Here is a 20,959-nt window from a genome sequence, read left to right as displayed (position 1 = left end):
CCGATGACGTTCCGCCTGCTGACCGCCTGGGGCGTGGTCGCGGCGGTCGTGCTCGCCGTCGAGCTGGTGCGGGCGGACGTGCTCGCCACGCTGGGCACCTCGTGGTCGCTGTCGTTCGTCGTGACCGTCGCCTTCGGGATCTGGGCCTGCCGCGCCGAGCCGGACAACCGGGCCGCGGTCCGGCTGCTGCTGTTCGGCTGCGTCGCGCTGACGTGGCTGGCGGTCTCGGTCGAGCTGATCGCGAGCGGGATGTCCGTGGCGCTCAACCTGCTCGCGCAGATGCTCGGCCTGGCGATGGTGACCGCGCAGGCCGCCGCGCTCGTCCGCTACCCGGACGGGAAGCCGCTGCTCGCGGCGGAGCGCCGGCTGGTCGGCGGGCTCGGTGCGCTCACCGTGCTGCTGCCGCCCGCTCTCCTGCTGACCCACGCCACGGTCGTCCCGACCTGGATCCTGCAGTTCAGCCGGGACTCCGATGGGCTCGTCCTCCCCGAGCTGCCGAGCCCCTGGTACGTCGGAGGCCCCGCCGGGCTCACCCAGGTCCTCGACGAGTCCCTGCTCGGCCTCGCGCCCCTGCTCGCCGTCGTCGTGCTCGCGCTGCGGTACCGGCGGCTGGACGCCGAGCAGCGGCCGCGGATGGCCTGGCCGGTCGTCGCCGCGCTGATCCTGGTACTCGGCCTGGTGGTGAACGCGCTGGCCGAGGCGGGCGCCCTCCCCCATCTCGTCGGGGACGGCGTGCTGATCGCCTGCCACGTCCTGCTGCCGGCCGCCCTCGGCGTCGGCATCGCCGCCCCGAGCCTGCTCGACGCGCTCGGAGCCGTCCGCCGCACCCTCCCGTTCGCCGTGCTGTCGCTGCTGATCCTGGGCACCTACGTCGCCGTGGCCGGGCTGCTCGGGATGACGGTCGGCGCCCGGAACCTGCAGGTCGCGGTGGTGGTGGCGGTCGTCGCGGCGCTCGCGCTCGAACCGCTGCGCCGCACCCTGCTGCAGCGTGCGCGGCGGCTCACGCTGGGGGACGAGGTCTCCCGGGACGAGCTGCTGCTGCGCCTCGGCGACACCCTGGAACACACCCTGGACCGGCGCGCACTCACCGAGTCCATCGCCGAGACCGCCATGGAGGGCCTCGGTGCCCAGTGGGTGCGGCTCGCCCCGTCCGACCTGCCCGCCGTGCACGTCGGACGGGAGCCGAGGCCGACCGAACAGAGCGTCACGGCCCGGCTGCTCCACGGCCGCGAGGACCTCGGGTCGATCTCCTGCGGCCCGGCGAGCGGCCGGGTGCGGGTCCAGCTCGAGACCCTCGCCCGCCAGGTCGCGATGGCCCTGACCAACGCCCGCCTGGCGGACGAGCTCAACGTCCGGCTCGCCGAGATCGAGGCCTCCCGGCAGCGGCTGGTCACCGCCGAGGAGACCGCCCGCCGCCGCCTCGAACGGGACCTGCACGACGGCGCCCAGCAGGACCTCGCCGCCCTGCTCACCCGGATCGCGCTGGCTCGCAACCAGCTGGGGCGGGCGGACGTCGGGAAGCTGGACCGGACCCTGGAAACACTCCAGGCGGACGCGGGTGAGGCCATGCGGAACCTGCGCGAGCTCGTCTCCGGCATCCACGAGGCGACGCTGGCCGACCAGGGCCTGGTCGCCGCCGTCGAGAGCCGGGCGGGCAAGTCCCCGATCCCGGTGGACGTCCACTGCGGGCCGGGGGTGCGGGACGGCAGGCTCGCCGCGGCCGTCGAGAGCACCGCCTTCTTCACCGTGTGCGAGGCCCTGGCCAACACGCTCAAGCACGGCGGCGCGCAGCGCGCCACGATCACCATGGTGCTGGACGCGGGGACGCTGCGGATCGACGTCACGGACGACGGCCGCGGGTTCGACCCGGCCCAGGTGGACGGCTCCACCGGGCTGGTCGGGCTGCGGGACCGGATCGCCGCGGTGGGTGGGCGCATGGAGGTCCGCTCGGCGCCCGGCAGCGGGACCACGCTGACCGCCCTCGTCCCGGCGGGGACGTGAGCCTGCGGGTGGTCGTCGCGGACGACCACTACCTGCTCCGCGAGGGTCTGCGCGCCCTGCTGACCGACGGCGGCGAGGTCGAGGTCTGCGCGACCGCGGGCTCCGCGCCGGAGCTGATCGCCTCCGTCGACGAGCTGGTCCCGGACGCGGTGATCACCGACATCCGGATGCCGGAGGGCACCGAGGGGATCGCGGCGGCGCACGAGATCCGCGGCAGGCACCCGTCGGTCGGGGTGGTGGTGCTCTCCCAGCACGCCGACGGCTCCTACGCCGAGGCGCTGCTCGCCCACGGCACGGACGGCCTGGCCTACCTGCTCAAGGAGCGGGTCGGAGACGTGGACGAGCTGATGCGCGCGCTGGGCGAGGTCGTCGCGGGCCGGACCGCGCTGGACACCCGGATCGTCGACGCGCTGATCGCGCGGCGGCGGGCCCGCACCCCGACCGTCCTCGACGCGCTGTCCGAGCGCGAGCGCGCGGTCCTGCAGGAGATGGCGCGCGGCCTCACCAACTCCGGCATCGCGCGGACCCTGCATCTCTCCGAGTCCGCGGTGGAGAAGCACGTGAGCGCGATCTTCGCCAAGCTCGGCCACGAACAGCCGGACACCCACCGCCGGGTGGCCGCGGTCGTGGCCTACCTCGGTGCGAGCCGGTGAACCCGCACGTCCGGGTTCGGCGTGGTCGTGGTGGTGATGTCCGCCCAGCGCTCGCAGCCGCGCAGGAACTCCCGCGCCGGCGGACGGCCCTGGTCGGCCAGCCACAGCTCCCCGCCCGCGGTGACCAGCCGGGGCATCAGCGCGCCGAGGGCGTCGAGGCCGTCGTGCGCGTAGAGCAGGTCGGCGGCCAGCACGAGGTCCCACGGACCGTCCGCGAGCACCGCCGCGGGATCCGCCCAGTCGCACACCGCGACGTCCAGCCGGAGCCCGTTGCGCCGGGCGTTGTAGGTCGCGAACTCGAGCGCGCCCTCGGCCCAGTCGGTGGCGAGCACGCGCGCCCCGCCCTGGGCCGCGGCCAGGCTCGGCAGCGCGAGACCGCAGCCGAGCTCGAGGACCCGGGCGCCCCGCACGTCCCGCGCGGCGATCGCCGCGGCGAGCTCGACGCCGCACGGCCAGGGCTGGGCCCAGTAGGGCGGCTCGTCGCCGTCCATGCCGAAGTTCTGCCGGTAGATCAGGTCCATGGCGTCTCGGGGGTGGAGGAGCTCGATCCGGCCGGTCGCGAGCTCCACGGCGCTGCGGCTCACCCCGAGCAGGCCCGTGGGGACCTCGGGGAGCTCCGGATCCAGGTCCGGGGCGGCGTCGTACGTGGTGAACCCGCTGTGGGCGGAGGGCATCGCGATCCTTCGGCTTGACGGGCGGGTGCGCCCACGATCGGGGCAGCCCCGACGCGGTCCGCCGGGTGCCGGGGTGCCACGCCCCGACCGCTGATGAGCACCCGACAGTACGCGCCCCTCCCGGCCCCCGGGCGGGCACAGTAGGGTGCTGACCGAGGTCGTCGGTTTTCGATGTTCGTGTTTCAGCACGCTCGCGAGAACTTCAGGAGACGGTCGCGACATCTGGCGCCACCAGGGCGCCGGGGCGCGCCGTCGGACCCGGGATCTGCGAGGAGCAGTCACATGGCACAGGGAACCGTGAAGTGGTTCAACGGTGAGAAGGGCTTCGGCTTCATCGAGCAGGACGGTGGCGGGGCGGACGTCTTCGTCCACTACTCCGAGATCGACAGCAGCGGCTTCCGCAGCCTGGACGAGGGCCAGCGGGTGGAGTTCGAGGTCGGCCAGGGCAAGAAGGGCCCGCAGGCCACCGGGGTCCGCGTCATCTGACGTTCTCCCCGTCGTGGTGAGGAGCCCGTCCCCGACTCAGGGGGCGGGCTCCTCCCGTCTGCGCCGGCGTGCCGTTCCTCAGCGCGGACTGCAGGCGCTCCCGGATCGTCCGCAGCACCGACCCGACCTCACCAGAAGTCGGCGAGCATCTCGGCGCCCCGCCTCGGGTCCTCCAGCATCCACCAGTGCCCCAGCCCGTCCAGCCGCGCGACCCGGGCGCCCGCCGTCGCGGCGGCGGCGAGGCGCTGCTCCTCGCTCCCGACGACGACGTCCTCCCCGGCGACGACGGCGAGGCCCGGTCGGCGCGCGGCAGCGCCGAGGTCTCGCCCCAGCTCCGCCAGGGCGGGCTGCGCGGCGGAGCGGTACAGCGCCAGCACGGCCCGGCCGGTCGACTCGTCGTGGGCGGCGGCGACCCGCTCCGCGACCGGCCGCGGGAAGCCCCGCCGGACCAGCGCCTCCGTCTCCCGCTCGGTGGAGCCGAAGAAGTCCGCGACGGCCCGCTCGCCCGCCCCGGGCGCCTGCCAGACCCGGGCGAGCTCGTGCCAGACGTGGTCCGGGTGCAGCGCCCCCACGGCGTCGCTGACCCAGCTGCGGATCAGGTCCGGCCGGGTGATCGCCACCCCGAGCACGTGCAGCCCGCCCCAGTCGTACCCGACCAGGTCGACGGGCTCGCCGATCGCCGTCAGCTCGTCGACCAGCCAGGCCCGGTACTCCGGCATGGTCGCCCCGAACCCGGCGGGCAGCGGGGCGCCGAAGCCCGGCGGGGACACGCACCGCACGTCCTCGCGGTCCAAAGCCGGCGTTGCCGGCCGCGCGGTTGCCCACGCGTGCCCTTCGGCCAGCCGATCGACTCGGCGATGCGGTCCGGGAAGGCCAGGTGCCCGCAGCCGACGATGAACGAGTTCACCCCGGCCAGCCACACCAGCGCGTTGAGCAGGCTGGTCTCGGCGAACCCCGACCAGCCGCCGGTGGCCGGCGCGACGACCTCGGCGACGACGAACCCCGCGAGCCCGACGTAGGTCGTCATCCCGAGCAGCCGCAAGACGATCGGGGGCGGGCCTGCGGTCTCCGGCGCGGCGTCGGTCATCACACTCTCCCGTCCCCGAGGTCTTCCTCGGGTTCGGGGAGGTGGGGTGGTTCGTTAGCCCAGCCGGGCCCGCGGCGCCGTCGCGCGACCCGTGACGGGCCCGCAGATGCAGCCCCGGTCGCGCGACATCGACACGGTCGCGGCACAGAACCGCAGGTCGAGTGTGGAGTGGTCGGCCACGGGGTGCGGGCAGGCCCGGCAGCTCTCGACCTCTACGGACTCGGCGGACTCGACGGACCCGGTCGCGGTGTCGGTCCGGCCGTTCATCGCACCGTCTCGGGGATGTGGTCGAGCGCGGCGAGGATCCGGACGGCCATGGCGGTCCCGGCCTTCTCGGAGATCTTCGAGTCCTCGCGCAGCGCCGCGGTGACGATCGCGAGCCGCCGGTCGTAGCCGGTGAGGCGAGGTGTGTGGGTGGCGAGCGGGACCGAGGTCATGCCGGTCTTCCGTCCCCCGGGCGGCGAGCCGCTCGGAATGGTGTTCCACCGGAGACGACGCCGGGCCGAACGCCCGTGTACAGGAATGCTCCCGGCCCGTCCCACGCTACGCCGTCCGACGATCCGCCGCCGATCAGCGCCCAACAGGCGTAGGGTTCCCCGCACAGGGTCACTTCGCGGTCACGGTCGAGGAGCTGCGCGAATCGTCGGCCCCGTTCCTCCCGCGCGTCACCGCGCAGATCCGGAGTCTCCCGTGTCCGACAAGTCCCCGCGCCAGTCCAGCAGCAAGAAGTCCACGAAGACCATCAAGCAGAAGCGCGCCGACAAGAAGTCTTCTGCCGCGCCGTCGAGCATCATCCCCACGGGCAAGGGGAAGTAGCGGGGCGGGTCCACCAGGTCGGGGCCGCACGGCGGAAGGCGGGCGGGGGTAGGCGACCCGCCCGCTCCGGGACCGCGCCGAGCAGGCCGTACCGCTCCAGGTGCGCGCGGTTGTCGCGGTCGATGGCGGTCGGCGCGGCCGGCCAGGAGCCGATCACGACACCCGCGCACTCGATCCGGCGCCGGGCCAGCGCGTCGACCGTCAACGCCGTGTGGTTGAGCGTGCCGAGGCCGCTGCGGCACACGACGACCACCGGCGCCGCCAGCGCCAGGGCGAGGTCGGCGAGGGTGTGGCCCTCCTCGGTCAGCTCCACCAGCAGCCCGCCCGCGCCCTCGACGAGCACGTGGTCATGGTCCGCGGCGAGGGCCAGGACGGCGTCCCGATGCTGATCGAGAGTCGGTAGCCGCACCCCCTCCCGCCGCGCCGCGGCCACCGGCGCCATCGGCTCGACCAGCCGGATCCCCTCGACCCCGGCGACCCCGCCGAGCCGTCGGACGACGTCGACGTCCCCCTCCCCGCCGTCGGTCCCGGCCTGCGTGGGCTTGTAGACGACCACGCTGCCGCCCAGCGACACCGCGAGCGCCGCGGTGGTGATCGTCTTGCCGACCCCGGTGTCGGTCCCGGTGATCAGCACCACCGCCCCCACCCCCGCGAGCCCTCGGCCCCGACGCGCGAGTCCGACACCACGGCCCCCGAGTCCGACATCACGCCGGTCCGGGCCGCGCTGTACTCCGCCGCCCGCACCGCCGACTCGACCGCACGGTCCAGGTCCAGACCGGCCCGCGCCGTCAGGCGGAGGCGGGAGACCCCGTCCGGGACGCTCGGGGGACGGAAGCAACCCACCACGATCCCCTCCGCCAGCAACCGCGCCGCCGCCTGCGCCGCCGCGCCCGGGGAGCCCACGAGGATCGACTGCACCGCACCGGGTGCGCGTTCCACCCCGGCCGCCGCCGCGATGCGCGCCGCGGCCTCGTGCACCGCATCCACCCGCTCCGGCTCGGCGACCACGATCCGACACGCCTCAGCGGCGGCCGCAGCCGCGGCGGGCGCCAGGCCGGTGTCGAACACGAAGGTCCGGGCGGTGTTCACCAGGTGCTCGCGCAGCAGCTCCGAGCCCAGGACCGCGCCGCCCTGCGCCCCGAGCGCCTTCGACAGCGTCGCCGTCACCACCACGTGCGGGGCCCCGGCCAGACCGGCCGCGTGCACCGCCCCGCGGCCGCCGCCCGCCACACCCACGCCGTGCGCTTCGTCCACGACCAGCAGCGCGTCGTACTCGGCGCACAGCGCGGCGGTGGCGGTCAGGTCGGCCGCGTCGCCGAGCACCGAGTAGATCGACTCGACGACCACGACCGCCCGCGGCTGCCTGCGTTCTCGCAGCAGCCGGGCCAGCTCGACCAGGTCCGCGTGCGGGCAGATCGCGACCGGCGACCGGGAGAGCCGGGCGCCGTCGACCATCGAGGCATGGACGTGGGCGTCGGACACGAGCAGGGTGTCCGGATCGCCCAGCGCGGTCAGCAGGCCGATGTTCGCGGTGTAGCCGCTGGAGAAGACCAGCGCCGCGGGCCGGCCCGTGAGCGCGGCGACCTCCCGCTCCAGCTCCACGTGCGCGCTGGTCGTGCCGGTCACGACCCGCGAGGCCCGCGCCCCGGCTCCGTGCTCGGCCAGCGCCCCCGCGGCGGCCGCCCGCAGCCGCGGATCGCGCCCCAGCCCCAGGTAGTCGTTGGACGCCAGATCGACCAGCCCGACCGCGGACCGCCGCACGTCCGTCGCCCGCAGGACGTCCGCGGCGCGTCGCCCCTCCGCCGCGGCGAGCAGCCAGTCCTGCATCGCGCCGCGCCCCACCGCGGGCGCACCCGTCCGCTCCCTCATCTCCGTCATCGCACGCGCCGTCCCCTCGCACTCAGAGCACGTTTCGTGCGTCCAGCGCTGCATGATCGCCGAGAACGTGCTCTCAGCGCTGCGGCCCCAGCGCAAAGAGCACGCTTCGGCAGCCCGGTGCCCCCGCCGCCGAGCTGCTCCTCGGCCGGCACCGCACAGAGGCCGTCGCACCCCGTCGCCGTCCCCATCTCAGCCGTGCACCTCCCCGATCGCCCCGACGATGCCCGCGCCGATCGCCGCGATGTCCGCGGGCAGGCTCACGAAGGGCGGCATCGTGTAGACGAGGTCCCGGAAGGGCCGCACCCACACCCCGCGCTCCATCGCCGCGCGGGTCACCGCGGGGACGTCCACCGGCCCGTCGAGCTGCACCACGCCGACCGCGCCGAGCACCCGCACCTCGCGCACCGAGCCCAGGTCCGCGGCCGGCTTCAGCACCGCGGTCAGCTCGGCCTCGATCGCCGGGACCCGCTCGCGCGAGGTCGGCAGCAGCTCCAGCGACGCCGACGCGACGGCGCAGGCCAGCGGATTGGCCATGAAGGTCGGGCCGTGCAGCAGCGCCCGCTGCGGGGACCGGGTGATCGCCGAGGCGACCCGGCCGCTGCACAGCACCGCAGCCAGCGTGAGATAACCGCCGGTCAGCGCCTTGCCGACGCACAGGACGTCCGGCTCGACGCCCGCCCACTCCACCGCGAACAGGGGCCCGGTGCGGCCGAAGCCGGTCGCGATCTCGTCCGCGACCAGCAGCAGGTCGTGCTCGTCCGCGATCCGCCGCAGCGCGGCGAGGCACTCCGGCCGGTAGGCGTGCATCCCGCCCGCGCCCTGCAGCACCGGCTCCACCACGATCGCCGCGGCCGTGTCCGCGTGCGCCGCGACGACCTCCTCCGCGGCCGCGACCCACGAGTCCACATCAGACGGCAGGGCAGGCGGACGCGGGAGGAACACCTGCGACGCGACCAGACCCGGGAAGAGCGCGTGCATCCCGTCCTCCGGATCGCACACGCCCATCGCCCCGGTCGTGTCCCCGTGGTAGCCACCGCGCAGCGCCACGAACCGCCGCCGCCCTGGCCGACCGGTCGCCGCCTGGTACTGCACCGCGAGCTTGAGCGCGACCTCGACCGACACCGATCCCGAGTCCGCGAGGAACACGTGCCGCAGCGACGGCGGGGCGAGCGCGACCAGCTGCTCGGCCAGCCGGACCGCGGGTTCGTGGGTCAGGCCGCCGAACATGACGTGGCTGAACCGGTCGACCTGGTCGCGGACCGCCGCGTCGAGCGCCGGGTGGCGGTAGCCGTGGATCGCGCACCACCACGAGCTCATCGCGTCGACGACGTCGAACCGCGCGCCGTCCGCCGCCTCCAGCCGCAGCCGCGTACCCGATGCCGAGGTGACCGCGTACGGCGCCGGACCGTCCAGCGCGGCGTACGGGTGCCACAGCAGCCCACGGTCCCGCTCGACGAGGGAGCTCACGCGTTCGGGGCCACGGTCGTCCCGGCCCCGCGCTGCCGCACCGCGAGCGATGCCGCAGGGGTGGTCGACGCAGGGACGTTCGGCGGAGCGAGCGCCGGATCCTGCGCACCCAGCACCCGGAACCCGGCGTCCTCGATCATCTCCAGGTCCGCCTTCGCCGCCTGCCCCTCGCTGGTCAGGTAGTCGCCGAGGAACAGCGAGTTGGCCAGGTGCAACGCCAACGGCTGCAGCGACCGCAGGTGCATCTCCCGCCCACCGGCCATCCGGACCTCGGTCGCGGGACAGGCGAACCGGGCCAGCGCGAGGATCCGCAGGGCTCGCAACGGGGACAGCTCCCAGGTCCCCGCGAGGGGGGTGCCGTCGAACGGCATCAAGAAGTTGATCGGGATCGAGTCGCTGGCCAGATCGCGCAGCGCGAAGACCGCGTCGATCAGGTCCTCGTCCGACTCCCCCATGCCCACGATCAGTCCGGAGCAGGGCGAGAGACCCGCGGACTTCGCCTTCGCGACCGTGTCGACCCGATCCGCGTAGTCGTGGGTGGAGCAGATCTCCGAGTACCGCGACTCGGCGGTGTTCAGGTTGTGGTTGTAGGCGTCCACCCCGGCCTCGCGCAGCCGCTCGGCCTGCCCGTCCTTCAGCAGGCCCAGGCAGGCGCACACCTCGACCCCGGGGTGCGCGTCCTTGAGCGCGCCCACCACCGACGCCACCGTCTCGACGTCCCGGTTGCTCGGCCCGCGCCCGCTCGCGACCAGGCAGACGCGGGACGCGCCGCCCCGGATCCCGGCGTCGGCCTGACGCACGGCCTCGTCGTCCTTCAGCCACGAGTACTTCAGGATCTCGGCGGTGGAGCCGAGGCGCTGCGAGCAGTACCCGCAGTCCTCCGGGCACAGCCCGGACTTGAGGTTGACCAGGTAGTTGACCTTGACCTGGTCCCCGAAGTGCGCCCGGCGCACCCGGCCGCCCGCCGCCACCAGGGCGAGGACGTCCGGGTCGGGGGCGGACAGGATCATCCGGGCGTCGGCACGGTCGAGCGTGCCTCCGGCGAGCTGGCGGTCGGCGAGGTCCTCGAACGGTTTGAACACCGTTCAAACGGTAGCCGCCGACCCCGCCGCCGAGCAAGACCGCGACACTGGACGGGTGGCACTGAGCAGGGAGCAGGTCGTCGTCGGGGCGTACTCGGTGCTGCAGGAGCAGGGGCTGGGCGGACTGTCGATGCGCCGCGTCGCCCAGCACCTCGGGGTGCAGCCGGGCGCGTTGTACTACCACGTGGCCAGCAAGCAGGAGCTGCTCGCGGAGATCGCGAGCCGGATCCTCGCGGACCCCCCGACCACGGATCCACGGCAGGCCGCCCGCGACCTGCGCGCCGCGCTGCTGCGGGCCCGGGACGGCGCCGAGGTCGTCTCGTTCGTCCACGCGTTCCGCCCGGACGCCCTCGCCGCGCTGCAGACCCTCCCCGCCCTGTTCACCGACCTGCCGCCGCGCGAGGCGGGCTGGGCCGCACGCGCCCTGGTCCACTACGTCCTGGGGTTCGTCGCGGAGGAGCAGAACCGCGCCGAGCTCGTCCGGCTCGGCGTGCTCCCCGACGACGCCCCGGACGCCGACGAGGCCTTCGAGTTCGGCATCGGCGCGATCACGGCGGGGTCCTACCTGGACCCCAGGTAGGTCACCACCGCCAGCACCCGGCGGTGGTCCTCGATCCCGTCCGCCAGCCCGAGTTTGGTCAAGATGTTGGTGACGTGGGTCTCCACGGTCCGGTCGGTGAGCACCAGCCGCAGCGCGATCCCCCGGTTGGTGCGGCCCTCCGCCATCAGCGCCAGCACCTCGCGTTCGCGGGCGGTCAGCCGCTCGAGGGGGTCCTCGCGGCGCCGGTGCCCGATCAGCCGCGTGACGACCTCGGGATCCAGGGCCGAGCCCCCGCGGGCCACCCGGCGGAGCGCCTCGAGGAACTCGTCGACGTCGAACACCCGGTCCTTGAGCAGGTAGCCGAAGCCGCCCTCGCCCACCAGCTCCACCGTCGGGTACGGCTCGACGTGCTGGGACAGCAGCATGATCCCCAGGTCCGGATGGTCCTGGCGCAGGTGCCGGGCGGCGTGCGCCCCGTCCGCCCCCCTGTGCGGCGGCATGTGGATGTCGACGACGGCGAGCTCCGGCCGGGTCCTCGCCACCGCGGCCACCAGCGCCTCGGCATCGCCGACCCGGGCCACGATGTCGTGGCCCGCGTCCTCCAGCAGCCGCGCGAGGCCCTCGCGGAACAGCAGGCTGTCCTCGGCGATCACGGTGCGCACGGCAGCACCGCCTCCACCGTGGTGCCCGCCGGACCCGCGGGGCCGACGGAGAGCCGCCCGCCTGCCGCGGCGACCCGGTCCACCAGCCCGGCCAGCCCCGATCCGGGTCGCGCGACGGCACCCCCACGGCCGTCGTCGCTGACCCGGACCACCACCTCGTCGGCGGCGCGCTCCACCCGGATGTCGACGGACCCGGCGTCCGAGTGCTTGACGACGTTCGCCAGGGCCTCGCTGGCCACGTAGTAGGCGGTGGTGGCGACCTCGTCCGGCACCGGGTCGTCGAGCACCTCGAGCCGGACCGGGATGGGCAGCGCGGTGGTCAGCGAGCGGATCGCGGGGCCGAGCCCGGAGTCGAGGTCCAGCGGGCGCAGGCCCTGCGCGATCGCGCGGAGCTCGGCGACCGCGGTGCCCAGCTCGGCGACGGCCTGATCCAGCAGGCCGTCGACGTCCTCGTCGTGCCCGGCCTCCAGGCGGCGCTGGGCCAGCCGGATCGCCATGCCGAGCGAGACGAGCCGCTGCTGGGCGCCGTCGTGCAGGTCCCGTTCGAGCCTGCGCCGCTCCCGGTAGCCCGCCTGCAGCAACCGAGCGCGGCTCTCGGCCACCTCGCGCAGCGCCTCGGTCAGCTCCAGCCGCGACCGGATGACCTCGACCAGCAGCGCGGAGCCTGCCGCGGCCTCGCGCAGCAGCTCCCGCGGAGCCGGGCCGCCGTCCGGCAGCAGAGCGCCGACCGGGGTGCCGGAGACGAGGACGGGGATCTCCGCGACCCCACCCGGGACCGGGAGACAGTGCTCGTCCACGAGGCCCGTCCGGCCCGGCAGCACGTACCCGACGCGCAGACCCGGATCGCGCAGCGCCGTCCGCAGGGTCTCCGGCAGGTCCTCCGGGCGGGCGAGCCCGGTGTCGATCCGGGCCTGCAGCGTGGCGAGTGCCGCCCGCAACGACCGGCGCAGTGGGTAGAGGCGCCGGTCCACACGGTCGGTCAGGCGCCTGCGCAGCGGGGCCAGGGCGAGCGCGCAGACCGCCGTCGCGACGGCTGCGGCCACCGGCGACTCCCGGCCGAGCAGCACGCCCGCCGCCACCTCGGCAGCGCCGAAGATCGCCAGCAGCACGGCGGTGACCAGCGAGTACGCGACCGTCGCGCTGAAGGCCCGGTCGACGTCGTAGAGGTCGTGGCGCAGCAACGCGATGGTGGTGACCGCCGGGATCGCCACGGCGGACAGCCCGATCCCGATCATCACCAGGTCCGGCCGGTCGAACAGCAGGTAGGACAGCCAGCAGAGCAGCAGCGTCAGCGGCAGGAGCATCGAGCCGAGGGCGAACCACCGCACCTGGGCGCGGGCCACCGTGCTCGACGAGTGCCGGTACCGCACGATCATCGCCACCGCGCAGGCGACGAGCAGCACCAGGAACACACCCACCAGGCCCACGGCGACCGCGCCCAGCTCCGGAGGCACCCGGTAGGCGGGCGGGAACACGTCGAACGGGGGGTCCTGCGGCGTCCCGCCCGCGAGCACGAGGAACGCGGCGGTCACCACCCCGACCGTGATCGGCGCCCAGCGCCAGCCGGGGCTCGGCAGCCGCCCGTCCGGGAACAGCAGCAGGAGCAGCGCGGTCGGCAGGTAGAGCAGCACCCACGAGCCCGCCCGGGCCGACATCGCCCAGGGTGTCCACCCGGGCGCCGCCGCCGGGTCGAGCAGGGCGAGGGCGCCGAACTCGTCCCCCAGCCCGACGACCAGCACGAGCATCGCCCCGACCAGTGCCAGCAGCGGCGCGATCCGGTTGCGCGGACGCTTGACGGCGATCACCACACCCAGCACGACCGCGGGCAGCGACAGCACGATCACGACGACGGTGGCCAGCACCCCGACCTCGGGATACCGGCTCATCAGCACCACGAGCCACCCGATCACCGCGGCCGAACCGGCGGCGATCAGCAGCGTCCACACCCTTGGCCAGGCCATGGCGCTCACGCTAGGGAGCCCGCTGCCGCGGGGCCTCCGTGCGAGCACGGAGTTCGAGTGCCGTGCCGCCTCGGATCCGCCGACGACCCCTGCCGACGACGCTCGTCGCCATGACTCCTCGCCTGATCACCGACGGCCGCCACACGGACGCCGCACCCGCCGACCGCACCCGGACCGGCCGCCGCACGACCGGCGCGCTGCTGACCACCGCCGTGGCCGCCGTGCTGCTGGCCGGGTGCTCCTCGGCCGCCGCACCCGCCGCACCGGCGGCTCCCGCCAAGGACCAGGCCGCCGCCTGCACCGCCGCGGTCGCGGTCGACTCCAGCATCCCACCCGGGATCGACCCCGACGGGCCCGCGCCGTCCGCCCAGGAGATGCAGGCCTGGGCCGCGACCGTGGCCCCGCACCTCGCCACACTGCAGGCCAACGCGCCGGACACGCTCGCCGCCCCGCTGAAGACCTACGCCGACCAGCTCGCCCAGGCCCAGGCGGGGCAGCGGCTCGACGTCTCCACCGACGCGAACGTGGGCGCCACCGCCACGCTCGACGGCTGGGTCTTCGACACCTGCGGCTACCAGACCCTCGACGTGACCAACAGCGCGGGCACGCTGACCGGCGTACCGACCGGCCTCACGGCGGGTCCGGTGGCGATCCGCTTCCGCAACAGCGGCGACCCCAGCGCCTTCGTGCTGCTCACGGCCCGGGTGAAGGACGGACAGACCGTCACCCCGCAGCAGCTGGACTCCGGTGCCGCGGACCTGGACGCCGCCGCGGACGTGGTGTCCGGCGCCCAGGCCGCGGGCACGGACGCCGCCTACAGCGTGGCCGTGCTGCGGCCGGGGAACTACGTCGTCTCGGCAGTGCTCGGCACCCCGCCGAACTTCGCGGGCACGACGAGCGGCGCCTTCACCGTCTCCTGACCGCATGGGTCCTCCCGGCCGGTACCTCGGCCCGGCCGGGCAGTCCGTTAACGGTCGGGACGGCCGCGCCCTGGCCGCCTCCCGAGGACGGCTACCGGACCACTCCACGTCCTGGTGACCGACCGGGTCGAGGCGGCGCGCGGCACGCTCGAACGGGATGGCCCGGGCCGGCGAGCGATCTTCCCGGAGCGACGTGACGGATCAGGGCCCTCCGACGAGTAGATGTCCATGACGCACTCGAAGGCGGGCCCGGCCGCCGCGGCCCTGCTCGGCGCCCTCCTGCTGGCCGGCTGCAGCAGCACGGTCGCCGGCACGCCGACCGCCCAGGACGGGCAGGTCCGCCCCCTCGACGAGACCCCCGCGGGCGCCGCTGCGGCGTCGGCCGCCGTGGACGGTTGCGCCCTGGTCACCGCCGCCGAGGTGAAAGCCCTCATCGGCCCGAACGACGGGGGCAGGGCCGGCGGCATCGACAGCGGTGGCGGGGGGTGCACCTGGGAGAACAAGGAGAACTACTTCTCGGTGACCGTCGAGGTCCGTAGCGTCGGGACCGCGCCGGGCGGGACGATCCCGCCCTGGGACACCTCGCTCGGGCCGGAGCGGAAGGTCGGCACCGACATGCGGGACATCAACGGGGCGATCGAGTTCGCGGCGGGCGACCGGGACTGCACGGTGCAGGTCGCGACCACGGACTTCGCCGTCAACGAGAAGGCCGCCCTGGACCTCATCCCGAAGATCCGCCAGCGGATCGGCTGAGCCACAGCAGGGAGACCACCACGGCGTCGTCGGAACCCGCGCGAGGGTCGCGCCGGGAGCGAGGACTCCCAGCCGGGTCGGGTACGCGGGGCCGAACCCTCGATGCGCTCCGCCGTCGGGCTCAGGAGGATCACCGCACCGCCTTCCCGGGCCACGACCCGCCTACAGCAGCGACGCCGTCAGGCCACCGTCGAGCACGTAGTTGCTGCCGGTCACCCAGGATGCCCGGTCGGAGGCCAGGAACGCCGCCACCTCGGCGATGTCCTGCGGGGTGCCGAGCCTGCCCTGCTTCTGCGCGACGAGGTCACCGAAGGGCACCTGCGTGGCCGCCTCGAAGTCCGGCACCAGCCGGTCCACCATCGCGGTGTCGGCGAAGCCCGGGCAGACCGCGTTGACCCGCACCCCCGTCGGCCGCATCTCGACTGCGGTGACCCGGGTGAGCTGGATCAGCGCGGCCTTCGTGGCGCAGTAGGAGCCGAGCAGCGGGCTGCCGCCGAGCCCCGCGATCGAGGCGATGTTGACGATGTTGCCCTTGGACTCGATGAGGTGCCCGATCGCCGCCTTCATCGCCACGAACGGGCCGCGCACGTTCACGGCGTAGATCTTGTCGAAGCTGTCCGTGGACTGCTGCAGCAGCGGCGAGGAGATCTCGATCCCGGCGTTGTTGACCAGCACGTCCAGCCCGCCGAGCAGACCCACCGCCTGCTGCACCGCGCCCTGGACCTCGGCCTCGTCCGTCACGTCGCAGTTCGCGACGCCCGCGGCGCCGATCGCGTCCGCCGTCTCCTTGGCCGCCTCGGCGTTGATGTCGCTGACCACGACCCGCGCGCCGCGCTCGGTGAACAGCGTCGCGATGGCCTTCCCGATCCCCGCCCCGCTGCCGGTGACGAAGACCCGCTTGCCCTCGAGCTCACCCATCTCAGGCCTCCACCTTCGGCATGATCTCTTCCTTGATGCGCTTGAGGTCGTCCAGTGTCTTGGACACCGGGACGTCCGCGAACGGCGGCCAGATCATCGGCATCGTCATCCCCGCCTCCCGGTAGGCGCGCAGCCGGTCGGTGATCTGCCCCGCGGTGCCGACCATCAGGTTGGTGACCTTGCCCGCCGGGGACTGGTCGACCTCCTCGTCGGTGATGACGGTCCAGAGCATGCTGCTGATCTCGAGGTCGTCGACCGAGCGCTGGGTGTCCAGCTGGTCCAGCTCGCGCTGGATCTCCTGGCGCCACGTCTTGATGTCCTCGGGCGAGTCCTGGATGCCGATCCAGCCCGCGAGGTCGTACTTGGCGATCCGCATCGCCGTCCGCTTCGGGTCCTTGAGACCCGAGAAGAAGATCGGCAACGGGTTCTGCAGCGGCTTCACCCCGAACCCGCAGGGCTCGAAGTCGGCGAACTCGCCGTGATACTCGAAGATGTCGTTGTTCCAGATCCCCTGCATGACCTCGATCGTCTCCCGCACGTGCTTGTGCCTGCGGGGGAAGATGTGTGCCGCGCTCGCGGCCGCGAACTCCTCGGGCATCCAGCCGGAGCCGACGCCGACGTTGAGCCTGCCGCCGCTGAGGTGGTCGATCGTCGCCAGCTCGGTGGCCAGCACGCCCGGGGAGCGGTACGGGGTGTCGATGATGCTCATCCCGATCCGGACCTTCGTGGTCTTCGCCGCGAGCCACGGGATCAGCGGGTAGCCCTGGAACCACTCGCCGCGGGCGGCGACGGGAAGAGCCTTGGGCAGGCCCTCCATCATCCCGAAGGAGTACTGCAGCTCCTGCCGGTCCGACGACTCCGGGACGACGATCCGGTCCAGCGTCCAGACGGAGTCGAAGTCCAGGTCCTCGGCGAGCGCGGTGAGGTCCTCCAGCTCCTTGATGGTCACCTTGGTCCGGAAGTTGGGGAGGTAGAGAGCAAGTTTCATGTGGCGGGGCCTTCTGTGAGTGTGATGCGGATCTCTTTCTTGAGGACCTTACCGATGGTGGAGCGCGGCAGGTCGGGCCAGATCTCGATCTGTTTCGGCGCCTTCACGCTGCCGATGCGGTCCTTGACGAAGGCGATCAGCGCGGCCGGGTCGATCTCGGCGTCCGACTGCGGCTGGACGACGGCGACGACCCGCTCGCCCCACTTCTCGTCCGGCAGCCCGATCACCGCGCAGTCCCGCACGGCCGCGTGGGCCATGAGCGCCTGCTCGACCTCCGCGCTGTACACGTTGAACCCGCCGGTGATCACCATGTCCTTGGCGCGGTCCACGATGTACAGGAAGCCGTCCTCGTCGAGGAAGCCGATGTCACCGGTGTGGTGCCAGCCGAAGGTCGAGGCCTCGGCGGTGGCCTCGGGGTTGCGGTAGTAGCCCGCCATGACCAGCGAGCCGCGGACGCAGATCTCACCGCGCTCGCCGCGCGGTACGGACCGGCCCTGCTCGTCCAGGATCGCCACGGTGACCAGCGGCGAGGGCCTGCCCGCCGACGACAGCCGGTGGGTCGCGATCGACCCGTCCGGCAGCCGGTGGTCGGCCGAGGACATGGTCGAGATCATCATCGGGGCCTCGGACTGGCCGAACAGCTGCGCCATCGGCCCGATCCGCTCCAGCGCCTCGGCCAGCCGGGCCGCGGACATCGGCGCCGCGCCGTACCAGAAGCACTGCAGGCTCGACAGGTCCGTGGCGTCGAGCGCCTCGTGGCCCAGCACCATGTAGATCAGGGTGGGCGGCAGGAACGTGTGGGTGACGCCGTGCCGTTCGATCAGCTCCAGGAACCGCGCGACGTCCGGCTTCGCCATGATCACGACCTCGCCGCCGCGGGCGAGGACCGGGAAGCAGAGCACGCCGGCCGCGTGGGTCAGCGGGGCGAGCGCGAGGTAGACCGGCCGCTCCTCGAAGGGGTAGCTCATCAGCGTGATCGCCGACATGACCTCGAGGTTGCGGTCGGTCAGCATCACCCCCTTGGGACGGCCGGTGGTGCCGCCGGTCCCGACCAGGGCCACCACGTCGTCCGGCTGGAAGGCCTCGGCGGACCCGTCGTCGCAGGCGGCGTCCAGCCAGCTCCGGAACTCGTCGCCGAGCCGGACCCGGGTCGTGAGCTTCGGCAGCTTCGGCGCGATCTCGGCGACGAGGTCGTCGAAGGCGGGCTGGTAGATCAGGGCGGCGCAGTCGAACAGATCGAGCAGCTCGGCGTTCTCCGCCGCGCCGTTGCGCGGGTTGATCGGGCACCACACCGCGCCCGCCCGGGCGATGCCGAAGACGCAGGAGAACGCCGTCGGGTCGTTGGCGGAGAGGATCCCGACCTTGTCCCCGGGCTGGACCCCCGAGCGTCGCAACGCCCGGGCCACATCGTGGGACAGCTCGACGACCTCGCCGTAGGACAGCGACATCCCATCGAGGGTCAGGCATGGCGCCCCGGGGTCCAGGGAGGCACCCTTGTCCAGGTAGAAGGTCAGCGACATCGGCGTCCTCGGGTCGGGCGTCAGCAGTGACGGCAGTCACGACCGTGGCCTGAACCTGGACGCTTGTCAAGATTCTTCTGGACAAGTGGTCAGGAACCTCGCCGAGGGGCTACGCGAACTCCTCGACCCCCAGCACCCACAGCAGCTCCAGCTTCTCGCGGGCCTCGGCGTCCGCCGGGGTGAGGACCAGCAGGAGCTGCCCCTGGTCGGGGGTCATCAGGGTCTCGCAGTCCACCCGCACCGGCCCCACCCGCGGGTTCGGGATGGTCTTCCGGTCGGCGCGGCGGACGGCGACCTCGTGCGCGTCCCACAGCGCACGGAACTCCGCGCTGGCCGCCTTCAGCCGTGCGACCAGCCCCTCGACGTCCGGGTCCCCCGCCCGCCGACCCGCCGTCGCGCGCAGGTCCGCGACCATCCGACGCGCCTGCCGGCCCCGCTCCTCGGCCGGGTGGTCGCGACGGGTGTCGTGCTCGGTGAACCAGCGGAAGGCGAGGTACCGCCGGTCGCCGGTGAACCCGGTGTGGTCGCCCTGCAGCAGGACGGAGGCGCGGTTCTGCGCGAGCACCTCGCCGAGGTCGGAGAGCACGAACGCGGGGGTGTCGCCGAGCAGGTCGAGCATCCGGATCAGCCCGGCCCGCGCCATCCGGGCGACGCCCTCGGCAGGCGGGGGCTGGTGGCCCGCCAGGTGGAAGAGGTGGTCGCGCTCGTCGTCGGACAGGCGGAGGGCCCGGGCGAGGGCGCCGAGCAGCTGGGTGGACGGACGGCTGCTGCGGCCCTGCTCGAGCCGGACGACGTAGTCGACGGACATGCCGGCGAGCATCGCGACCTCCTCGCGGCGCAGGCCCGCGGTGCGTCGGCGCGCCCCCTCGGCGATGCCGACCTCGGCGGGGCGGATGGCCTCGCGACGGCGGCGCAGGAAGTCGGCGAGCTCGTCACGCTGCATGGGTTCATGGTCCTCCGGCACCGCGACGGGAGCCAGGGAGCGGCTCTCCCACGATGAACGCTCCGTTCCGGCCCCGCCGGTCCGGCGGCACGGTGGAGCCATGCAGACACGACAGCTCGGCACGGCCGGCCCCACCGTCTCCGCCCTCGGCCTGGGCGCCATGGGCATGTCCGACGCGTACGGCCCCACCGACCGCGCGGAGAGCATCGCCACCGTGCACGCCGCCCTCGACGCGGGCGTCGCACTGATCGACACCGGCGACTTCTACGCCATGGGACACAACGAGCTGCTGCTCGCGGAGGCGCTGCGCGGGCGTCCCCGGGACTCCTTCGTCGTCAGCGTGAAGTTCGGCGCCCTGCGCGGACCGGACGGCGGGTTCGGCGGCGTCGACAACCGACCGCAGGCGGTGAAGAACTTCGTCGCCTACTCGATGACCCGGCTCGGCCTGGACCACATCGACATCTATCGCCCCGCCCGGCTCGATCCCGCCGTCCCCATCGAGGACACGGTCGGCGCCATCGCCGACCTGGTCCGGGCGGGGTACGTGCGTCACCTCGGTCTGTCCGAGGTGGACGCCGCGACGGTCCGCCGGGCCCACGCCGTGCATCCCGTCGCCGACTTGCAGATCGAGTACTCGCTGATCTCCCGCGCCATCGAGGCCGAGGTCCTCCCGACGCTGCGGGAGCTCGGCATCGGCGTGACGGCCTACGGCGTGCTCGGCCGCGGCCTGCTCTCCGGCCGCTGGCGCCCGACCCCCGGGGACTCGCGAGTGATGATGCCCCGGTTCGCCGAGGAGAACGTCGCCCACAACCTCGCGCTGGTCGAGGGCCTGCGGGCGATCGCGGACGCCCGGGGCTGCACGGTGGCCCAGCTCGCCATCGCCTGGGTCGCGGCCCAGGGCGCGGACATCGTCCCGCTGGTCGGCGCCCGCACCCGGGAGCGGTGGGCGGAGGCACTGGTGGAGGTCTCGCTGACCGCCGACGACCTGGCCGAGATCGAGAAGGCCCTCCCCGCCGGTTCCGCCCGCGGGGACCGCTACCCGACGGCGATGATGGACGGTCTGGGCGTCGGCAACTGATAGCAGTCAGGAACTGACCGCTGAGGCCGGCAGGGGCGTCTCCGCCAGCACGACGGACCCCGAGGTCACCCGATGTACGCACCCGCCCAGCACGACGAGGTCACCGGCCTGCTCCGCTCCATCGACGAGCAGCTCACCGCCATCCGTTCCGCCGCCTTCGGCCCTGACCGAGGCACAGGCGCGTGAGACGCCCTGCCGGAGCACCCTGTCGATCGGCGGCCTGATCGAGCACGCGGCGTACTGCATGCGGGGCGCCTTGACCCGGGGAGCACCACGACGGCCCCTCCCCGCCCCCCGGCACGGGATCGTCGACGCCCGCCCCATCCGGAACGCCACCAAGCCGGCTCCGTCGACGGGACGCGGGCAGCCCGTTTACGATCGCAGCGCCGGGCCGCGATCGAGACCGCTGTCCTCGAGCTCGACCAGCTGAGTGACGTCCACGAGCTGACCGTTCACCTCGCAGGCCAGGTCGCCGGTGTCTTCGACTGATCCAACCGACAGGGGCAGCGCGAACCCCGCCGTGAAGCTCGA

Annotated in this window: 23 protein-coding genes; 8 read left to right on the top strand and 15 right to left on the bottom strand. The window is 73.8% G+C overall.

Annotated features, from left to right (window positions below):
* The first annotated feature begins 3 nt into the window (after positions 1 to 3).
* Complete coding sequence (locus ABD993_RS04665) at positions 4 to 2,001, top strand: ATP-binding protein (protein ID WP_345413045.1); 1,998 nt, start codon at positions 4 to 6, stop codon at positions 1,999 to 2,001.
* Positions 1,998 to 2,654, top strand: coding sequence for a response regulator transcription factor (locus ABD993_RS04660; RefSeq protein WP_345413043.1), 657 nt, complete (start codon positions 1,998 to 2,000; stop codon positions 2,652 to 2,654). The genes ABD993_RS04665 and ABD993_RS04660 overlap by 4 nt, the downstream gene beginning before the upstream one ends.
* Here ABD993_RS04660 and ABD993_RS04655 read toward each other — a convergent pair.
* Positions 2,633 to 3,328: a class I SAM-dependent methyltransferase gene (locus ABD993_RS04655; protein WP_345413041.1), complete on the bottom strand. Its 696-nt coding sequence runs from the start codon at positions 3,326 to 3,328 to the stop codon at positions 2,633 to 2,635. The genes ABD993_RS04660 and ABD993_RS04655 overlap by 22 nt on opposite strands.
* A gap of 282 nt (positions 3,329 to 3,610) precedes the next feature.
* Here ABD993_RS04655 and ABD993_RS04650 point away from each other — a divergent pair, with 282 nt between their 5' ends.
* Positions 3,611 to 3,814 (top strand): cold-shock protein, encoded by a 204-nt coding sequence (locus ABD993_RS04650; RefSeq protein ID WP_345413040.1) that lies wholly within the window; start codon positions 3,611 to 3,613, stop codon positions 3,812 to 3,814.
* Between the two features lie 128 nt (positions 3,815 to 3,942).
* Here ABD993_RS04650 and ABD993_RS04645 read toward each other — a convergent pair whose 3' ends face one another.
* From ABD993_RS04645 to ABD993_RS04630, 4 genes are read right to left on the bottom strand one after another with little or no spacing between them, the layout of a single operon-like run.
* On the bottom strand, positions 3,943 to 4,608 hold the full coding sequence (locus ABD993_RS04645; RefSeq protein WP_486362893.1) for an alpha/beta fold hydrolase: 666 nt from the start codon (positions 4,606 to 4,608) through the stop codon (positions 3,943 to 3,945).
* Positions 4,497 to 4,901, bottom strand: coding sequence for a DUF6790 family protein (locus tag ABD993_RS04640; protein ID WP_345413035.1), 405 nt, complete (start codon positions 4,899 to 4,901; stop codon positions 4,497 to 4,499). The genes ABD993_RS04645 and ABD993_RS04640 overlap by 112 nt, the downstream gene beginning before the upstream one ends.
* Before the next feature lie 54 nt (positions 4,902 to 4,955).
* Positions 4,956 to 5,168, bottom strand: coding sequence for an RGCVC family protein (locus ABD993_RS04635; RefSeq protein WP_345413033.1), 213 nt, complete (start codon positions 5,166 to 5,168; stop codon positions 4,956 to 4,958).
* The gene (locus tag ABD993_RS04630) at positions 5,165 to 5,338 is read right to left on the bottom strand and encodes a DUF6307 family protein (RefSeq protein ID WP_345413030.1); all 174 of its coding nucleotides are present in this window, start codon (positions 5,336 to 5,338) and stop codon (positions 5,165 to 5,167) included. The genes ABD993_RS04635 and ABD993_RS04630 overlap by 4 nt, the downstream gene beginning before the upstream one ends.
* 253 nt (positions 5,339 to 5,591) lie before the next feature.
* On the opposite strand from ABD993_RS04630, the gene ABD993_RS04625 reads away from it, so the two are divergent.
* Positions 5,592 to 5,717 (top strand): hypothetical protein, encoded by a 126-nt coding sequence (locus ABD993_RS04625; protein ID WP_345413028.1) that lies wholly within the window; start codon positions 5,592 to 5,594, stop codon positions 5,715 to 5,717.
* Here ABD993_RS04625 and bioD read toward each other — a convergent pair.
* The 4 genes from bioD to bioB all read right to left on the bottom strand — a co-directional run bounded on the left by bioD (position 5,692) and on the right by bioB (position 10,144).
* Positions 5,692 to 6,354 carry a dethiobiotin synthase gene (bioD, locus tag ABD993_RS04620; protein ID WP_345413026.1) on the bottom strand — a complete coding sequence of 221 codons (663 nt, stop codon included), beginning with the start codon at positions 6,352 to 6,354 and terminating at the stop codon, positions 5,692 to 5,694. The genes ABD993_RS04625 and bioD overlap by 26 nt on opposite strands.
* Positions 6,345 to 7,586, bottom strand: coding sequence for an aminotransferase class I/II-fold pyridoxal phosphate-dependent enzyme (locus ABD993_RS04615; protein ID WP_345413024.1), 1,242 nt, complete (start codon positions 7,584 to 7,586; stop codon positions 6,345 to 6,347). The genes bioD and ABD993_RS04615 overlap by 10 nt, the downstream gene beginning before the upstream one ends.
* Positions 7,587 to 7,784: 198 nt before the next feature.
* Positions 7,785 to 9,062 carry an adenosylmethionine--8-amino-7-oxononanoate transaminase gene (locus tag ABD993_RS04610; protein ID WP_345413023.1) on the bottom strand — a complete coding sequence of 426 codons (1,278 nt, stop codon included), beginning with the start codon at positions 9,060 to 9,062 and terminating at the stop codon, positions 7,785 to 7,787.
* Positions 9,059 to 10,144 (bottom strand): biotin synthase BioB, encoded by a 1,086-nt coding sequence (gene bioB, locus ABD993_RS04605; RefSeq protein WP_345413021.1) that lies wholly within the window; start codon positions 10,142 to 10,144, stop codon positions 9,059 to 9,061. Before bioB ends, ABD993_RS04610 begins: the two co-directional genes overlap by 4 nt.
* A 55-nt stretch (positions 10,145 to 10,199) precedes the next feature.
* On the opposite strand from bioB, the gene ABD993_RS04600 reads away from it, so the two are divergent.
* Complete coding sequence (locus ABD993_RS04600; RefSeq protein WP_345413019.1) at positions 10,200 to 10,724, top strand: TetR family transcriptional regulator; 525 nt, start codon at positions 10,200 to 10,202, stop codon at positions 10,722 to 10,724.
* Here the strand turns inward: ABD993_RS04600 and ABD993_RS04595 are convergent.
* Both ABD993_RS04595 and ABD993_RS04590 read right to left on the bottom strand, forming a co-directional pair.
* Entirely contained in the window at positions 10,706 to 11,347 is a 642-nt protein-coding gene (locus tag ABD993_RS04595) for a response regulator (RefSeq protein ID WP_345413017.1), read from the bottom strand. The genes ABD993_RS04600 and ABD993_RS04595 overlap by 19 nt on opposite strands.
* Entirely contained in the window at positions 11,335 to 13,308 is a 1,974-nt protein-coding gene (locus ABD993_RS04590; RefSeq protein WP_345413016.1) for a sensor histidine kinase, read from the bottom strand. Before ABD993_RS04590 ends, ABD993_RS04595 begins: the two co-directional genes overlap by 13 nt.
* 110 nt (positions 13,309 to 13,418) lie before the next feature.
* On the opposite strand from ABD993_RS04590, the gene ABD993_RS04585 reads away from it, so the two are divergent.
* Together ABD993_RS04585 and ABD993_RS04580 are read left to right on the top strand one after the other, a co-directional pair.
* Complete coding sequence (locus ABD993_RS04585) at positions 13,419 to 14,228, top strand: hypothetical protein (protein ID WP_345413014.1); 810 nt, start codon at positions 13,419 to 13,421, stop codon at positions 14,226 to 14,228.
* A 228-nt stretch (positions 14,229 to 14,456) separates the two neighbouring features.
* A complete protein-coding gene (locus ABD993_RS04580; RefSeq protein ID WP_345413012.1) occupies positions 14,457 to 14,981 on the top strand; it encodes a DUF3558 family protein in 525 nt (174 codons plus the stop codon).
* Positions 14,982 to 15,143: 162 nt separating this feature from the next.
* On the opposite strand, the gene ABD993_RS04575 is transcribed toward ABD993_RS04580, so the two are convergent.
* The 4 genes from ABD993_RS04575 to ABD993_RS04560 form a co-directional block, all read right to left on the bottom strand.
* Positions 15,144 to 15,899, bottom strand: a complete 756-nt coding sequence (locus ABD993_RS04575) for an SDR family NAD(P)-dependent oxidoreductase (protein ID WP_345413010.1) — start codon at positions 15,897 to 15,899, stop codon at positions 15,144 to 15,146.
* Position 15,900: 1 nt separating this feature from the next.
* The gene (locus tag ABD993_RS04570; RefSeq protein ID WP_345413008.1) at positions 15,901 to 16,887 is read right to left on the bottom strand and encodes an LLM class flavin-dependent oxidoreductase; all 987 of its coding nucleotides are present in this window, start codon (positions 16,885 to 16,887) and stop codon (positions 15,901 to 15,903) included.
* A complete protein-coding gene (locus tag ABD993_RS04565; protein WP_345413006.1) occupies positions 16,884 to 18,407 on the bottom strand; it encodes an acyl-CoA synthetase in 1,524 nt (507 codons plus the stop codon). The genes ABD993_RS04570 and ABD993_RS04565 overlap by 4 nt, the downstream gene beginning before the upstream one ends.
* 109 nt (positions 18,408 to 18,516) lie before the next feature.
* Positions 18,517 to 19,350: a helix-turn-helix transcriptional regulator gene (locus ABD993_RS04560; RefSeq protein ID WP_345413004.1), complete on the bottom strand. Its 834-nt coding sequence runs from the start codon at positions 19,348 to 19,350 to the stop codon at positions 18,517 to 18,519.
* 100 nt (positions 19,351 to 19,450) lie between these two features.
* Here ABD993_RS04560 and ABD993_RS04555 point away from each other — a divergent pair, with 100 nt between their 5' ends.
* Complete coding sequence (locus ABD993_RS04555; RefSeq protein WP_345413002.1) at positions 19,451 to 20,428, top strand: aldo/keto reductase; 978 nt, start codon at positions 19,451 to 19,453, stop codon at positions 20,426 to 20,428.
* The last annotated feature ends 531 nt before the right edge of the window (positions 20,429 to 20,959 follow it).

The sequence above is a fragment of the Pseudonocardia xishanensis genome (genome assembly GCF_039541715.1).
In the GTDB taxonomy this organism is placed as follows: domain Bacteria; phylum Actinomycetota; class Actinomycetes; order Mycobacteriales; family Pseudonocardiaceae; genus Pseudonocardia; species Pseudonocardia xishanensis.
Note: the sequence above shows the minus strand (reverse complement) of the source record. Positions and strands in the feature narration are given on the sequence as shown.

Excerpts from the sequence above, each read along its gene's own strand:
- ABD993_RS04665 (WP_345413045.1), top strand. The coding sequence starts at position 4 with ATGACGTTCCGCCTGCTGACCGCCTGGGGCGTGGTCGCGGCGGTCGTG.
- ABD993_RS04560 (WP_345413004.1), bottom strand. The coding sequence starts at position 19,350 with ATGCAGCGTGACGAGCTCGCCGACTTCCTGCGCCGCCGTCGCGAGGCC.
- ABD993_RS04580 (WP_345413012.1), top strand. The coding sequence starts at position 14,457 with ATGACGCACTCGAAGGCGGGCCCGGCCGCCGCGGCCCTGCTCGGCGCC.
- ABD993_RS04590 (WP_345413016.1), bottom strand. The coding sequence starts at position 13,308 with ATGGCCTGGCCAAGGGTGTGGACGCTGCTGATCGCCGCCGGTTCGGCC.
- ABD993_RS04640 (WP_345413035.1), bottom strand. The coding sequence starts at position 4,901 with ATGACCGACGCCGCGCCGGAGACCGCAGGCCCGCCCCCGATCGTCTTG.
- ABD993_RS04655 (WP_345413041.1), bottom strand. The coding sequence starts at position 3,328 with ATGCCCTCCGCCCACAGCGGGTTCACCACGTACGACGCCGCCCCGGAC.
- ABD993_RS04650 (WP_345413040.1), top strand. The coding sequence starts at position 3,611 with ATGGCACAGGGAACCGTGAAGTGGTTCAACGGTGAGAAGGGCTTCGGC.
- ABD993_RS04575 (WP_345413010.1), bottom strand. The coding sequence starts at position 15,899 with ATGGGTGAGCTCGAGGGCAAGCGGGTCTTCGTCACCGGCAGCGGGGCG.
- ABD993_RS04615 (WP_345413024.1), bottom strand. The coding sequence starts at position 7,586 with ATGAGGGAGCGGACGGGTGCGCCCGCGGTGGGGCGCGGCGCGATGCAG.
- ABD993_RS04570 (WP_345413008.1), bottom strand. The coding sequence starts at position 16,887 with ATGAAACTTGCTCTCTACCTCCCCAACTTCCGGACCAAGGTGACCATC.
- ABD993_RS04585 (WP_345413014.1), top strand. The coding sequence starts at position 13,419 with ATGACTCCTCGCCTGATCACCGACGGCCGCCACACGGACGCCGCACCC.
- ABD993_RS04565 (WP_345413006.1), bottom strand. The coding sequence starts at position 18,407 with ATGTCGCTGACCTTCTACCTGGACAAGGGTGCCTCCCTGGACCCCGGG.
- ABD993_RS04635 (WP_345413033.1), bottom strand. The coding sequence starts at position 5,168 with ATGAACGGCCGGACCGACACCGCGACCGGGTCCGTCGAGTCCGCCGAG.
- ABD993_RS04555 (WP_345413002.1), top strand. The coding sequence starts at position 19,451 with ATGCAGACACGACAGCTCGGCACGGCCGGCCCCACCGTCTCCGCCCTC.
- ABD993_RS04630 (WP_345413030.1), bottom strand. The coding sequence starts at position 5,338 with ATGACCTCGGTCCCGCTCGCCACCCACACACCTCGCCTCACCGGCTAC.